Origin of the sequence: Exiguobacterium aurantiacum (genome assembly GCF_024362205.1) — a bacterium.
GTDB lineage: Bacteria > Bacillota > Bacilli > Exiguobacteriales > Exiguobacteriaceae > Exiguobacterium > Exiguobacterium aurantiacum_B.
In genome coordinates, this window is sequence record NZ_CP101462.1 from 774950 (window position 1) to 788473 (window position 13524).

Genomic DNA, 13524 nt, shown 5'->3' on the forward strand with positions numbered 1-13524 from the left:
GGGAGACGATGCGATTTCGGAAGTACCTCATCAGAAGCTGGTTCTCGTGGTCGCTCGTCTTCATGGGAATCCTCGCCTACATGTGGCTCGGCATCGGCACGTTTGATTGGTCGTTATTTTGGTTCATCTTTACACTCGGCGCTTTGTTTGTCATGAATCCGCTCAAGCGGCGACACCTTCACTTCACGTTCCATGAGATGTTCGTCTTTATGACGTTCTTCTTGTACGGTCTGCTCCCCGCTTTGTTGATGGGACAGCTCCTCTTGCTCACGTTCCAGGCCCGGACGTTCACGAACAGAGTCGGACGTCGGCGTTTTTTGCATTTCTATCCGCTCAATACGCTGATTGAAGCGATGCTGCTCGTCTTGCCGGGGCTCGTCTATTTGCGGCTCGGCGGACAAATTGGACCGAACGTCCATCTGCTCGAGCAAGGGACGGCGCTGCTCGGTTTCTTCGCCGTCTTGTTCCTCGTCCTCGGCTTTAGTTTTGGCATGTCGCGCTTCTTGATTGGAGAACGAATCCCGCTCCCAATCATGTGGCGCCTGCTCCGTTTTGATTGGCTTGTCATCTCGCTCGAGTTACTGTTCACGATGGTCGCCATCGAGGCGTTCCAACTATTCGGCTATACGGGGTTGATGGCGACGTTCCTGATCTTGTCGCTCCTGAAGATGGGGCTGTCGAAAGCGACAGAGACCGAGGAGACGCAGTCAAAAGTCGACCAAGTCGAGCGGTTAAAAGAGCAGCTTTATCGGGTCGACAACGAGCAACTGCTCATCGAGAAATTTTGGAACGGGCTACGGGAAGTCGTCGAACTGGAACGGGGCTGGCTTCAAGTCAATCGGGACGGCGAGCGGACGTTTTATGACCTCAGCGGACGAAAGTCGAAACCAGTCGCCGACGCCTATACGCTCGAGCGACACCGGGATGCGGATGAACCGTATTTCGTGTACGATTCGCTCCATGAATGGCATCCCGACTTACAAGCGCATCAAACCGAACTCCATCATTCCGCGCTTGTCATCCAGCCGGTGTCGAGCACGACGAACGCGGTCAATTGCATGATCTCGACGACGGCGAACGGGGCATACGAAGACGCCATCGCTGTCGAGATTTATCGTCTGTTAAAGACGCTGTCGTGGTCGCTTGAACGGATCGACGAACGGGACCGGCTCCAACATGAGAGTTTGACCGACCCGATGACCGGTCTCCCGAATCAGCGGGCACTCAAACGATGGACGAAAGAGCGGTTGAATGATGTCGCGTCTTATCCGTTGTCGGTGTTCTTGGTCGACCTCGACCATTTCAAGGCGATCAACGACACGTACGGCCACGCGTTCGGGGATGAAGTGTTGATTGAGGCCGGCGCGTTGTTTATGCGTCTCATCCGGAGCGGGGACCTCGTCACCCGTTACGGCGGCGAAGAGTTTGTCTTCGTCTTCCCACGGATGGATGAGGCTGCAGCCATCGTAACGGGTGAGAAGATTCGTCAAGCACTCCGCAACCATCCGTTCGGATCCGAAGGGATTCGAGTCCAGGTGACGGCGAGCATCGGCATCGAGACGATTCACGAGTACGAGGACCTCGATACATTGCTCCGCCACGCCGACCGGGCCATGTATATCGGTGCGAAATTCAATGGACGGGACCGGGTCGCTCATTACCGCGACACGTCGACGGAACGGATTCAATGATGAAGGAGAACACCGGCTCATCGGTGTTCTCCTTTTTTGTCTGATCAACATGAACGATGCTTGGGCCGATGCCCTCCGTTCCTGGGGCGATGCGGATGCCTCCGCAGCGCGTGCCGCGCTTTACGGGGTCATCCTTGCATCGCTCTCCCCTAGGCGCCGTTGAACGAATATTAAATCGAATTCGATTCGCTCGTCCCTCGGCGCCCCGACTCTTGCAGGACAGCAATCCGACGGAGACCCAGCAGCGTAAGCGATGTGGCTCCGGGATTGCCTGCAGAAAGCGTGGGCGCCGAAAGGACGAGCGACAACGGTACACCTACAAAATAAAGGAGGACACCGGATACCCGGCGTCCTCCTTATGAATGAAAAATTATAATTTCTGATTGAAGATTTCTGACTCGACCGCGTGAATCGCCGCCGACCACGAGCCGTAACGATGAAGGATGGCTTTCGTGGATGGTTTGTTGTTTCGTTTTGCCCATTCGCGATACGCTTCGAAGGAAAGAGAGAAGCCCATCTCGTGAATCGCTTCACGGAGTGCGTTCGAGAGCTCGGATTTGGAATAGGTCACACTCGCTTCAAGTCCTGCCTCGGCACAGGCGTCGTGCCACGAGCCGAACGTCTTGACGATATGGTAATGGCTCGGTGCTTTCGGATGAAGCTTGCGCCATTCCTGATATTTTTTGAGCGTGATGATCGATCCCATATCACGCGAGTAGAGTGCGAGCGTTTCAATGATATCTTCACGCGTGTACTTCGGCATTTTATCCGGGAGGTCGACGGTCGCCTCTCCATGCCATTCGTAGCCGGCGATGGCGAGCGCCTCGGCCCATGACCCGAACTGTCGGATGATCGACTCGGGAGATGGCCAGCTTTGTTCCATCGCGAAGCGGCGATACACAGAGCGACGTGGACGTTCCTTCAACAAGTCGCCGAGTAGACGGATACAGTGAATCATCCTCTGTTGCTCGGTGGACAAGTGGTGGGATTTAGTGGATAGCGTTTGACTCAATGATGGTTCCTCCTTCCATGGACTCATATCTGAACCGACAAAGATGACGAAATTGCTTCTACAATCATACTATCGGCCAGTTTTTACAATTTATAAGTGCATTTTTCAAGTTTTTCATACCAAATTTGAAACCGGATAGGTCTAAGGTCTGGTATGGAATTAGAAAAAATGGTAACAGTTCTATTACAAATTTAATATTAAATGGGTTCAATTGTAAACAAAAAGTTTTATGGTGGCGAAAATGTCATATTCTGTACGAAAAAGTACCCAACTGGCCAATGGGGTCATCACCGTTGCACCAGTTGAGTACTCTTCTATAATAAATTTAATTTTCAGACTAATCAATGAAAGTTTTGAAAATAACGAATTTTTTTTGAAAGGGTGGTCAGTAGAATAGGCGGTCTGCTAAAATAATGAAATTGATGTTTATAAGAAAAGAGGATATTACGATATGACAATATGGTTATTCTATTTACTGCTGGGCTTGATTCAAGGATTCACGGAGCCGATCCCAATCTCGTCAAGTGGTCACTTGGTCATCTTCCAAGAGCTGTTTGATATCCAATTACCGGGACTCTCGTTCGAAATTTTTGTGAACTTTGCCTCGCTCCTTGCCGTTTTGACGATTTATCGGAAAGATGTCGTCCGTCTCATCGTGAGTCTATGGACATTCTTATTTAAGAAAGACCGCAGCGACGAGACGATGATCGACGTCAAGTTCATCGGGCTCTTGCTCGTCGCAACCGTCCCGGCCGGTTTGCTCGGCGTCTTGTTCGGCGATTGGATAGGCGAGACACTCGGTGGTGTCGCCACGGTCGGCTATACGCTCATCTTGACAGGGCTTGCGCTCTGGTTCATCCGCAACATGCGCGGGAACAAAGGCGACGGCGGTATCACGCTCCGCGACGCCATCTTGATCGGACTCGCCCAAGCGGTCGCCCTGATCCCAGGGATCAGCCGTTCCGGCGCCACGATCGTCATGGCGATGCTGCTCGGCATCAAACAAGAGTCGGCGCTCCGCTTCTCGTTCTTCTTGTTCATCCCGGTCAGTCTCGGGACGATGATTTTGGATGGGCCGGCTCTGTTCACAAATCCGGAGACGCGTGAACTGTTCGGACCGCTTATCTTGGCGTTCATCGCCTCGTATGCGCTCACGGCGATCTCGCTCAAATGGTTCCAACATATCATGGCGAAAGGCGAGCTCAAGTATTTCTCGTTCTACTGTTGGATCGTCGGTCTCCTCGTCGTTTTATTCTTAGCTTGATTTCCAAGGCGCTGCTCACTCGAGTGGCGCTTTTTTGCGCATTTCGTTTTGCGATTGCTTCGCTTTTGCGCTAAAGTGAAGATGTACAAACAAATATTCCTTCGGGGTCGGGTGAAAGTCCCAACCGGCGGTGATGGGCGCGAGCCTTAAGTCCGTGACCCGGGCGCACGTGTGCGAACGGTGGATCTAGTGCGATTCTAGAGCCGACAGTATAGTCTGGATGGGAGAAGGAAACAAAACAGGTCCACGCGACCTGTAGTTCGTCGTACGTTTTTCTGTAAAGAAAACGCTTATTTGGCTTGGCCAAATGACGACGAGCGACTCCCACCGAGACCTTGAGGACCATTCCTTGAGGTCTTTTTGTTTGTACGAAACAAGGAGGGAGATTATGAAACAGTACATGCAACAAGCCATCCAATTGGCCCAATCCGCCTCATCAACCGGCATCAATCCGCGTGTCGGCGCCGTCGTCGTCAAGGACGGCCGGGTCGTCGGGTTCGGCGCTCACTTGAAGGCAGGGGAAGCGCATGCCGAGGTGCACGCCATCCGCATGGCCGGCGCTGCCGCGTACGGTGCGACGATTTACGTCACGCTCGAACCGTGCTCGCATCACGGCAAGACGCCGCCGTGTGCCGATTTGCTCGTCGAGTCCGGCATCAAGCGTGCCGTCATCGCGATGGAGGACCCGAACCCGCTCGTTTCAGGGCGCGGCATCGCTCGATTGAAAGCGGCTGGGATTGACGTCGAGGTCGGGCTGCTCGAAAGCGAGGCACGGGCGCTCAATACGGCGTTCTTGCGTTCACTCGAGACGAAGCGGCCTTACGTCATCTTGAAGACGGCGACCAGCCTAGACGGCAAAGTCGCGCTCGATAACGGTGATAGCAAGTGGGTGACCGGGACAGCAGCGAGACGGGACGTTCATGAACTGCGCGCGACGGTCGATGCCGTATTGACCGGTGTCGGCACCGTCCTCGCTGATGATCCAGGCCTGACCGTCCGGCTCGACCGCGAGACGACACAACCGCTCCGGATCGTGCTCGACCGTGATTTGCGTACGCCGCTCTCGAGCCAGCTCGTTCGAACGGCGAATGACACCCCGGTGCTTCTGTACACGACGTCGGACGACCAAGCAAAACGTGAAGCGATGGCAACCTATGGCGTCGAGATCGCCGACTACACGTCGCTCGGAGCTGTCCTGCAAGACGTCTACGCACGCGGCATCGGCCGCCTGCTCGTCGAAGCGGGACCGACGCTCGTCACATCGATCCTTGACGGACAATTCGTCGATGAGTGGGTCATGTACCAGTCGCCACGCGTATTCGGCGGCAAAGGCGGTTTTTACCGCTCGCCCCAGGACGGTCCGCTCGAGACGATCGAACGGTTCGACGTCAGGTCTGTCGAGACGTTCGGCACCGACATCAAACTGATCATGCGAAAGGAGGAGTCCAATGTTCACGGGAATCGTTGAAGAAATCGGCAGTGTCAAGGCAGTAAAACGGAACGGTCCGTCTCTCCGACTCACGCTCAGCGGGAAAATCGTCCTCGAGGATGTTAAGCTCGGTGACAGCATCTCCGTCAACGGCATCTGTCTCACGGTGACGACGTTCGATCGTGACAGTTTCTCGGTCGACGTCATGCCGGAGACGCTCAAGGCGTCGAGTCTTGACGGGGTCCGCCCCGGCACGAACGTCAACTTGGAACGGGCCATGCCCGCGAACGGACGCTTCGGCGGCCATTTCGTCTCGGGTCACGTCGATGGCGTCGGGCGCATCGTGAAAAAACGGTCGCTCGCGAACGCCGTCTATGTCGACATTAGCTGTGAGCCGTCGCTCCTCCGCTATATCGTCCCGAAAGGTTCGATTTCGGTCGACGGGACGAGCTTGACGGTGTTTGATGTCACCGAACGCGGGTTCACGTTGTCGCTCATCCCACATACGTACAGTGAGACGGCGCTCGGGATGAAACAGGCAGGAGACGCGGTCAATTTGGAATGTGACATGTTGGCTAAATATATGGAAAAACTCGTAAATCAAAAACCGATGACGCTTGAATCACTGGCGTCGCAAGGGTATGGAAAGGCGGGATGGTAATGTTCCACTCGATTAAAGAAGCAGTCGAAGAATTGAAGATGGGACGACCGATTATCGTCGTCGACGATGAGGACCGGGAGAACGAGGGGGACTTCGTCGTCCTCGCGGATAAAATGACAGCGGAGACGATGAACTTCCTCATCACGGAAGGGAAAGGGCTCGTCTGTGCCTCCCTCGCCGAAGAAGTGGCCGTTCGGCTCGATTTGCAGCCGATGGTCGTAAACAGCACCGATCCACACGGGACAGCATTCACGGTCAGCGTCGATCACGTCGATTCGACGACGGGCATCTCGGCGAGCGAACGGGCCCATACGGTCCGCGAACTCGCGAACATCAACGCCCGTCCGGCTGATTTTCAACGTCCGGGACATATCTTCCCGCTCATCGCGAAAAAAGGAGGAGTCTCGGTACGACGCGGACATACGGAAGCGTCGGTCGATTTGGCGCGACTCGCCGGAAGTGAACCGGTCGCCGTCATCTGTGAGATTATCCGCCCAGACGGCGAGATGGCCCGGGTGCCGGACCTCGAACTCGTCGCGGAAGAGCATGATTTGAAATTCATCACGATTGAGGCGCTCGTCCGCTATATGGAGACAGACCTCGTCGAGCGAGAGGCGGACGTATCGCTCCCCTCGATGAAAGGGGACTTCCGATTGATTGGTTATCGGAACGTCCTCGACCGGGAAGAGCACGTCGCACTCCTGAAAGGTGAGCTCGAACATGCGCCGCTCGTCCGCATCCATTCCGAGTGTCTGACCGGCGACGTATTCGGCTCATATCGTTGCGATTGCGGGCCACAACTCGATACCGCGATGGCGAAAGTGGAAGCCGAAGGCGGTGTCATCTTGTACATGAGACAAGAAGGTCGCGGCATCGGTTTGCTTAATAAATTGAAAGCGTACGAGTTACAGGAACAAGGGCTGGATACGGTCGAGGCGAACTTTGCGCTCGGTCTGCACGCCGATTTACGTGATTACCGGGTCGGTGCGGCGATGCTTCGTGACCTCGGGATCACGAACGTCCGGCTCATGACGAACAATCCGGAAAAAGTCGACGCCTTGGAAGCGTGCGGGATCACGGTCATCGAACGTGTCCCGATTATCGTCGGCGCCCATGCGGCGAACGAGAAGTACCGAATGACGAAACAACAAAAAATGAACCACTTTGGAGGAGAAGAATAATGTTGCACACATTTGAGGGAAACTTAGTTGGAAAAGGCTTGAAAGTCGGAATCGTCGTCGGACGGTTCAATGATCTCATCACGATGCGCCTGCTCGACGGGGCGAAAGACGCGTTGAAGCGCCACGGCGTCGAACAAGATGACGTCGAGATCGCATTCGTCCCGGGAGCGTTCGAACTCCCGCTCGTCGCCAAAAAGATGGCGATGAGCAAGAAGTATGACGCTGTCATCACACTTGGTGCTGTCATCCGTGGGGCAACCCCGCACTTCGACTACGTCTGCAGCGAAGCGGCGAAAGGTGTCGCCCAAGCGAGTTATCAGTCAGAAGTGCCGGTCATCTTCGGCGTCTTGACGACCGAGACGATCGAGCAAGCGATCGAGCGGGCCGGGACGAAAGCCGGGAACAAAGGTTGGGAAGCGGCGACGGCGGCCATCGAGATGGCGAACTTGATGCGCACGTTTTAATAATGATGGAGGAGAGCGAACCAGCTCTCCTCTTTTTTTGTCGTTAGCGACGCATGTATGGCGGGAAAAGAATAGAGTGCAAAGGGGGCGACACGGATGTGGGAATGGGTGGTAGATTTGAGCCCGGCCATGCAGGCGTTGCTCGGGACGATGTTCACGTGGGGGATGACCGCGCTCGGGGCGGCCGTCGTTTTCATGACGAAGTCGATTAACGAGCGGTTGATGGACAGCATGCTCGGGTTTGCCGGGGGTGTCATGATTGCGGCCAGTTTTTGGTCACTGCTCGCCCCGGCGATCGAGATGGCGGAACAAGACGCGATGCCGCCCTGGTCGGCGTCTGGGCTGTACTCGCCATGGAGCCGCTGTTACCGTTCGCGCTCAGCTTTGCCGCCGGGGCGATGATTTTCGTCGTCGTCGAAGAGGTGATCCCGGGGTCGCAAGAGAACGGACATAAAGATATGGCGTCGATGGCACTCATGCTCGGCTTCACAATCATGATGATGTTGGACGTGGCGTTAGGATAAGCCACAGCAAAGGAGCGGTGACATATGCGTCTCCGCTCCTTTTTTCGGGTCAACGCCAGAACGACGTGTGACCGGCCTTATCCTCGATGTTGAACGCGATGATGACACGGAGCAAGTCGTAGTCGACGGCTTGGTCCCACTTGATGCGGAACAGCTGCTTCGTCTGCGTGTAGCCCGCTTGGCGGATTCGTTCGGTGAACACCTCGAGCGGGACGGCCTCTGGGGCGACGGCAAAGTGCGCCTTGGCCACACTGAAGGCGATGATGAACGTGCCATGATCGGTGAACATCGGCTGATTCCAGGCGATGCGCTCCTCGAGTTGCGGGAACGTCTTCCGGACCCATACGAATACGTCGTCCAGCTTGGCCCGGCGTTCCGGATCGTCAACCGTTGCTAAAAAATCGTCAAACGTCTCCATGAGAATCCTCCTTTGGTGATAAGAAAACCCGACTCAGATGAGCCGGGCTGATGGATTAAAACGTCTCAGACGTCGTTTTCGCTTGCATGTGGAGCTGGATGTAATCCGGTCCGCCTGCTTTTGAGTCTGTGCCTGACATGTTGAACCCGCCGAACGGCTGGTAGCCGACGATGGCGCCTGTGCAGCCACGGTTGAAATACAAGTTCCCGACGTGGAAATTCTGACGCGCGTACTCTTGGTTCGAGCGGTCACGCGTAAGGACGGCACCCGTCAAGCCGTATTCCGTATTATTGGCGATGTCGATTGCTTCTTTGAAGTCTTTCGCTTTCGTGAAAGCGACGATTGGTCCAAAGATTTCTTCTTGCATGAGGCGTGCTGTCGGTGCGACGTCGGCGACGACCGTCGGCTCGACGAAGTAGCCTGTCGAGTCGTCCGCTTTCCCGCCAGCGACGATCTTGCCTTCTTCTTTGGCGACGTCGAAGTACGACGTGATCTTCTTGAACGCGGCTGCATCGATGACCGGCCCCATGAAGTGTTCGTTCTGCTCAGTGTTACCGACCGACAGTTCGTTCGTCAATTCGACGACGCGATCGAGCACCGTGTCATAGACACTGTCGACGATGACTGCGCGTGAACAAGCCGAACATTTTTGACCTGAGAAGCCGAACGACGATTTGACGATCGATTGGGCCGCGAGTTCGAGGTCCGCTGATTCGTCGACGACGATCGTATCTTTTCCGCCCATCTCCGCGATGACGCGTTTGAGCCAGATTTGGCCGTCGTTCAATTTCGAGGCGCGCTCGTTGATGCGCAAGCCCACGTCACGTGAACCCGTGAAGCTAATGAAGCGTGTTTTCGGATGGTCGACGAGGTAGTCACCGACTTCAGCGCCTGGTCCTGGGATGAAGTTGAGGACACCTTTCGGGAGGCCTGCCTCTTCCATTACCTCGACGAACTTCGCGGCGACAATCGGTGTCGTCGAAGCCGGTTTCAAGAGGATCGTGTTACCGGCGACGATGGCCGCGACGGCCGTCCCTGCCATGATCGCGAACGGGAAGTTCCAAGGGCTGATGACGATCCCGACCCCGAGTGGGATGTAGTCATAGCGGTTGTATTCGCCCGGACGGCTCTCGACTTTTTTACCTGGTTTGAGTTCGAGCATTTGACGCGCATAGTACTCCATGAAGTCGATCGCTTCCGCTGTATCCGCATCTGCTTCGTTCCATGGCTTGCCTGCCTCTTTGACGAGGTAAGCCGAGAACTCGTGCTTGCGCTTGCGGACGATGTTCGCTGCTTTGAATAAGACGTCGGCACGGACGGCCGGGTCGACGTGGCGCCATGAGTCGAACGCTGTGAGTGCTTCTTGCATCGCACGCTCCGCGAGCTCTTGGTTCGCTTTAGAGACGTGTCCGATGACTTCTTCTTTGTTGGCCGGGTTGTAAGACGTGATTTTGCCTTCCGTCGTAACTTTTTCCCCACCGATTACGAGCGGATAGTCTTTCCCGAGCTCACCGTTCACTTTCTCGATTGCCGCTTGGATGGCTGCGGCATTCTCTTTGTTTGTAAAGTCTGTGAATGGTTCATGTTTGTATGGAATCATTCTCGTTCCCCCTTAAAAAGTGATCAAGCAGTTAAGCGCTTACGTCTGTATTGTATCGAAAATCTTCGTGAAATCCTAGTGAAACAATTTTCCAGAAAAGCGTGTCGTTTTCGCTCGAAATCGAGTCATGGTAGGATGAGGGTACAGGACGTCTTGTGAAAGGAATGATTCGATGAACAAGTGGATGTTGCCGCTCGCGCTGACCGTGTTGCTCGCAGGATGCGGGACGGCGGACGAAGCACCGACGGAAGAGGCCGCCGAAGAGACGAAAACGCCGCTCCCGGAAGCGGTCGAGACGCTGTATGCCTCGTATCAACAAGCACTCGAAGATGGGGACGCCGCCGCGCTTAAAGCAATCGATTATGCGGGCGAATTGACCGACATCCCGGCGACGGGCGCGAAGACGCGTGAACTCACACCGGGCGATATGTATGACAGCTGGGTGAACGAGGACGGGGACGTCGCCTTTATCGTCCACGAGATGGAAGACGCCGACGGCAACGAACTGCCGAACCGACTCTCGAAAGTCGCCATCAAAGAAGATGATGCGTGGAAACTCGTTATCACGCCGGCCTTGCTCCCAGCTGACGTGATCGGGGAGGTCGGGGCCATGTTGACAGGGATCGAGGCGAACGAGTACGGGGTGAATGCGGAAGCGAACGCCCGTCTCGCCGAAGTGCCGGAAGACGAGGCCGGTCCGATTTACGACCGAGTGAACGCCCAAACCGACTACATCGCGCTCGAGGCCGACAATAACGTCTTCTTGCTCATGACTGAGACACTCACCGTACCGGAGAATCAAGACACGATGACCGGCTACTTCGAGGCGTACCGGACGTGGTACACCGACAACGAGGCGGCGCTCCAAAAAGCCGCTGCGAGGGAAGACCCGGTCGAGTACCTCGAGGCGCTCGAACCGCTCAAACAAAAATTAGAACAAGCGATTGACGGCTATGACGAGAATCTCGTCGATCCGTCGTTCGGATAAGGAGGAAACAACATGTTAGCACCGACATTCACATTACCGAACCAAAACGGGAACATGATCTCGCTCGAGGACTATCGGGGTCAGAAAGTCGTTCTTTATTTCTACCCGCGAGATGCGACACCGGGCTGCACGACCGAGGCGTGTGACTTCCGCGATGCGACACCGAGACTGAACGGTGCCGTCGTCCTCGGCATCTCGGCCGACAGTCAGAAGAAGCACCAAAACTTCATCGCCAAGCACGAGCTGCCGTTCGATTTACTCGTCGACGATACGCATGAGGTGTCGGAACTGTACGGCGTCTGGCAGTTGAAAAAGAATTACGGGAAAGAGTACTACGGTATCGTCCGTTCGACGTTCCTCATCAACGAGGACGGTTATATCGAACAGGAGTGGCGCAGTGTGAAAGTGAACGGGCACGTCGACGAGGTCGTCGCGGCGCTCACAAAATGAGACAGGACGGCTTCCTCAGGGGAGCCGTTTTTTTTTGTTGACGTCATTACAGATTTATTTCAAATACTAAAGTCGAAATCAAGGCGTTTCAATACGCGAGAGAGGTATATTACGAAAGTGTTACGTTGATATCAGATGTTTGGCTCATTTGTCAACTTGACGAAGTTGAGAATGTTCTGAAAAATATGAAGGAACGGTGAACACCAGATTTACATAGGGGGCGTATAACGTATGGAGCAATTTGAATCATGGGTGACGAGTCTATCCAACCTCGTCTGGGGACCGCATCTCCTCATTTTACTGATCGGGACAGGCATCTATTTGACGTTCCGACTCGGCTTTATCCAAGTGACGCGGCTTGGGTTCGGCTTGAAAGAAGCGTTTCTCCCGAAACCGAAAACGGGAGCGGAAGCGGAGAAACAGAAAAAGCAACGCGGTGACATCTCGCACTTCCAAGCGCTCATGACAGCGCTCGCGGCCACGGTCGGGACCGGGAACATGGTCGGCGTCGCGACGGCGGTCGTCCTGGGGGGACCGGGCGCCATCGTCTGGATGTGGCTCTCCGGTTTCATCGGGATGGCGACGAAGTACGCCGAGGCGATTCTCGCCGTCAAATATCGTGTCGTCGATGAGCGGGGCGAGATTGCCGGCGGACCGATGTATTATTTGGAGCACGGCTTGAAGAAGAAGTGGCTCGGCATGACGTTCGCCTTGTTTGCGGCAATCGCCGCGTTCGGTATCGGTAACGGCGTCCAGACGAACTCGATCAGTATGGCGCTCAACACGTCATTCGGGATTCCGATGCTCGTGACTGGCATCGTGCTCATGGTGCTGACCGGATTCGTCATCCTCGGTGGCGTCAAATCGATCGGGAAAGTCGTCGGCGTATTCGTGCCGGTCATGATTATCGGATATGTCGGCGGGGGTCTCGTCATTCTCGTCATGAACTTCGAGTTGATTCCGTCGGCGTTCGCGACCATCTTCTCGAGCACGTTCAGCGCGGAAGCCATCGGCGGTGGGGCGCTCGGTGCCGCGATTCGATACGGGGTCGCACGCGGCGTATTCTCGAACGAGGCGGGCCTCGGCTCGGCACCAATCGCAGCAGCTGCCGCGAAGACCGATTTCCCGGGACGGCAGGCGCTCGTCTCGATGACGCAAGTGTTGATCGATACGCTGATCGTCTGTTCAATTACCGGATTGACGATCGTCATGAGCGGTCAGTACACGAGCGGTCTGCAAGGCATCGAGTTGACGCAAGCGTCATTCGCGTATTTCCTCGGTCCGATCGGAGAACTGATTGTCACAATCTCGCTCGTCTTCTTCGCCTTCTCGACGGTGATCGGGTGGTGTTACTACGGGGAACGGTCGGTCTATTACTTGCTCGGGGAGAAAGCCATCGTGCCGTATCGGATGGTGTATATCCTCGTCGCCGGACTTGGTGCGATGACGACGAACTTGAATCTGATTTGGGCCATCTCAGACGTCTTCAACGGACTGATGGCGATTCCAAACTTGATCGGTCTCTTATTCTTGTCGGGTGTCGTCGTCGCCGAGACGAAGCGTTTCGAGCTCGAACGACAAAAAGAACTGCGGCAAGCCGCTTAACCAAAAGGAAGCATCCTCGCATGAGGATGCTTCCTTTTGCAAATCAATACATGTTTTACAGCTCATCCTTTTTGGCGCCTCCGCTTTCCTAGGGGCGAGCAGGGAGCCGCATCGCTTAACGCTGCTGGGTCTCTCTTCGCTCGCTGGTCCCTCAGGAGTCTTCGGCGCCGTCGGATGAGCCACGCAAACGGTCGCTTTCGGGCGGCCGTTTGTCATGTTCTGAGGCGTCGAGAGGCC

Annotated in this window: 12 protein-coding genes, 1 pseudogene and 1 riboswitch; of the genes and pseudogenes, 10 read left to right on the plus strand and 3 right to left on the minus strand. The window is 55.3% G+C overall.

The genetic code is table 11. The features are described 5' to 3' along the window. The first annotated feature begins 8 nt into the window (after window positions 1-8). Window positions 9-1691, plus strand: coding sequence for a GGDEF domain-containing protein (locus tag NMQ00_RS04060; RefSeq protein ID WP_255178050.1), 1683 nt, complete (start codon window positions 9-11; stop codon window positions 1689-1691). Between the two features lie 370 nt (window positions 1692-2061). Here NMQ00_RS04060 and NMQ00_RS04065 read toward each other — a convergent pair whose 3' ends face one another. Then, the gene (locus NMQ00_RS04065; protein ID WP_233004553.1) at window positions 2062-2703 is read right to left on the minus strand and encodes a homing endonuclease associated repeat-containing protein; all 642 of its coding nucleotides are present in this window, start codon (window positions 2701-2703) and stop codon (window positions 2062-2064) included. Window positions 2704-3154: 451 nt separating this feature from the next. On the opposite strand from NMQ00_RS04065, the gene NMQ00_RS04070 reads away from it, so the two are divergent. The 6 genes and pseudogenes from NMQ00_RS04070 to NMQ00_RS04095 all read left to right on the plus strand — a co-directional run bounded on the left by NMQ00_RS04070 (window position 3155) and on the right by NMQ00_RS04095 (window position 8226). After that, window positions 3155-3967 carry an undecaprenyl-diphosphate phosphatase gene (locus tag NMQ00_RS04070; RefSeq protein ID WP_214763452.1) on the plus strand — a complete coding sequence of 271 codons (813 nt, stop codon included), beginning with the start codon at window positions 3155-3157 and terminating at the stop codon, window positions 3965-3967. A 93-nt stretch (window positions 3968-4060) separates the two neighbouring features. After that, window positions 4061-4203: riboswitch (FMN riboswitch) on the plus strand. Window positions 4204-4355: 152 nt separating this feature from the next. Beyond that, entirely contained in the window at window positions 4356-5435 is a 1080-nt protein-coding gene (gene ribD, locus NMQ00_RS04075) for a bifunctional diaminohydroxyphosphoribosylaminopyrimidine deaminase/5-amino-6-(5-phosphoribosylamino)uracil reductase RibD (RefSeq protein WP_255178051.1), read from the plus strand. Then, a complete protein-coding gene (ribE, locus tag NMQ00_RS04080) occupies window positions 5416-6057 on the plus strand; it encodes a riboflavin synthase (RefSeq protein WP_255178052.1) in 642 nt (213 codons plus the stop codon). The genes ribD and ribE overlap by 20 nt, the downstream gene beginning before the upstream one ends. Further along, complete coding sequence (gene ribA / locus NMQ00_RS04085; protein ID WP_255178053.1) at window positions 6057-7238, plus strand: GTP cyclohydrolase II; 1182 nt, start codon at window positions 6057-6059, stop codon at window positions 7236-7238. The genes ribE and ribA overlap by 1 nt, the downstream gene beginning before the upstream one ends. Continuing rightward, on the plus strand, window positions 7238-7702 hold the full coding sequence (ribH, locus tag NMQ00_RS04090) for a 6,7-dimethyl-8-ribityllumazine synthase (protein ID WP_255178054.1): 465 nt from the start codon (window positions 7238-7240) through the stop codon (window positions 7700-7702). The genes ribA and ribH overlap by 1 nt, the downstream gene beginning before the upstream one ends. 96 nt (window positions 7703-7798) lie before the next feature. Continuing rightward, window positions 7799-8226, plus strand: a pseudogene (locus NMQ00_RS04095) (ZIP family metal transporter). A 49-nt stretch (window positions 8227-8275) separates the two neighbouring features. On the opposite strand, the gene NMQ00_RS04100 reads toward NMQ00_RS04095, so the two are convergent. Continuing rightward, window positions 8276-8644: an iron chaperone gene (locus NMQ00_RS04100; protein ID WP_255178055.1), complete on the minus strand. Its 369-nt coding sequence runs from the start codon at window positions 8642-8644 to the stop codon at window positions 8276-8278. Between the two features lie 55 nt (window positions 8645-8699). Then, window positions 8700-10244, minus strand: a complete 1545-nt coding sequence (gene pruA / locus NMQ00_RS04105; protein WP_255178056.1) for an L-glutamate gamma-semialdehyde dehydrogenase — start codon at window positions 10242-10244, stop codon at window positions 8700-8702. Between the two features lie 172 nt (window positions 10245-10416). Here pruA and NMQ00_RS04110 point away from each other — a divergent pair, with 172 nt between their 5' ends. The 3 genes from NMQ00_RS04110 to NMQ00_RS04120 all read left to right on the plus strand — a co-directional run bounded on the left by NMQ00_RS04110 (window position 10417) and on the right by NMQ00_RS04120 (window position 13287). Continuing rightward, the gene (locus tag NMQ00_RS04110; RefSeq protein WP_255178057.1) at window positions 10417-11232 is read left to right on the plus strand and encodes a nuclear transport factor 2 family protein; all 816 of its coding nucleotides are present in this window, start codon (window positions 10417-10419) and stop codon (window positions 11230-11232) included. Window positions 11233-11244: 12 nt separating this feature from the next. Then, window positions 11245-11682 carry a thioredoxin-dependent thiol peroxidase gene (gene bcp / locus NMQ00_RS04115; protein ID WP_255178058.1) on the plus strand — a complete coding sequence of 146 codons (438 nt, stop codon included), beginning with the start codon at window positions 11245-11247 and terminating at the stop codon, window positions 11680-11682. A 231-nt stretch (window positions 11683-11913) separates the two neighbouring features. Further along, complete coding sequence (locus NMQ00_RS04120) at window positions 11914-13287, plus strand: alanine/glycine:cation symporter family protein (protein ID WP_255178059.1); 1374 nt, start codon at window positions 11914-11916, stop codon at window positions 13285-13287. The last annotated feature ends 237 nt before the right edge of the window (window positions 13288-13524 follow it).

Excerpts from the sequence above, each read along its gene's own strand:
- ribA (WP_255178053.1), top strand. The coding sequence starts at position 6,057 with ATGTTCCACTCGATTAAAGAAGCAGTCGAAGAATTGAAGATGGGACGA.
- NMQ00_RS04060 (WP_255178050.1), top strand. The coding sequence starts at position 9 with ATGCGATTTCGGAAGTACCTCATCAGAAGCTGGTTCTCGTGGTCGCTC.
- bcp (WP_255178058.1), top strand. The coding sequence starts at position 11,245 with ATGTTAGCACCGACATTCACATTACCGAACCAAAACGGGAACATGATC.
- NMQ00_RS04120 (WP_255178059.1), top strand. The coding sequence starts at position 11,914 with ATGGAGCAATTTGAATCATGGGTGACGAGTCTATCCAACCTCGTCTGG.
- NMQ00_RS04070 (WP_214763452.1), top strand. The coding sequence starts at position 3,155 with ATGACAATATGGTTATTCTATTTACTGCTGGGCTTGATTCAAGGATTC.
- NMQ00_RS04110 (WP_255178057.1), top strand. The coding sequence starts at position 10,417 with ATGAACAAGTGGATGTTGCCGCTCGCGCTGACCGTGTTGCTCGCAGGA.
- ribE (WP_255178052.1), top strand. The coding sequence starts at position 5,416 with ATGTTCACGGGAATCGTTGAAGAAATCGGCAGTGTCAAGGCAGTAAAA.
- pruA (WP_255178056.1), bottom strand. The coding sequence starts at position 10,244 with ATGATTCCATACAAACATGAACCATTCACAGACTTTACAAACAAAGAG.
- NMQ00_RS04100 (WP_255178055.1), bottom strand. The coding sequence starts at position 8,644 with ATGGAGACGTTTGACGATTTTTTAGCAACGGTTGACGATCCGGAACGC.
- ribH (WP_255178054.1), top strand. The coding sequence starts at position 7,238 with ATGTTGCACACATTTGAGGGAAACTTAGTTGGAAAAGGCTTGAAAGTC.
- ribD (WP_255178051.1), top strand. The coding sequence starts at position 4,356 with ATGAAACAGTACATGCAACAAGCCATCCAATTGGCCCAATCCGCCTCA.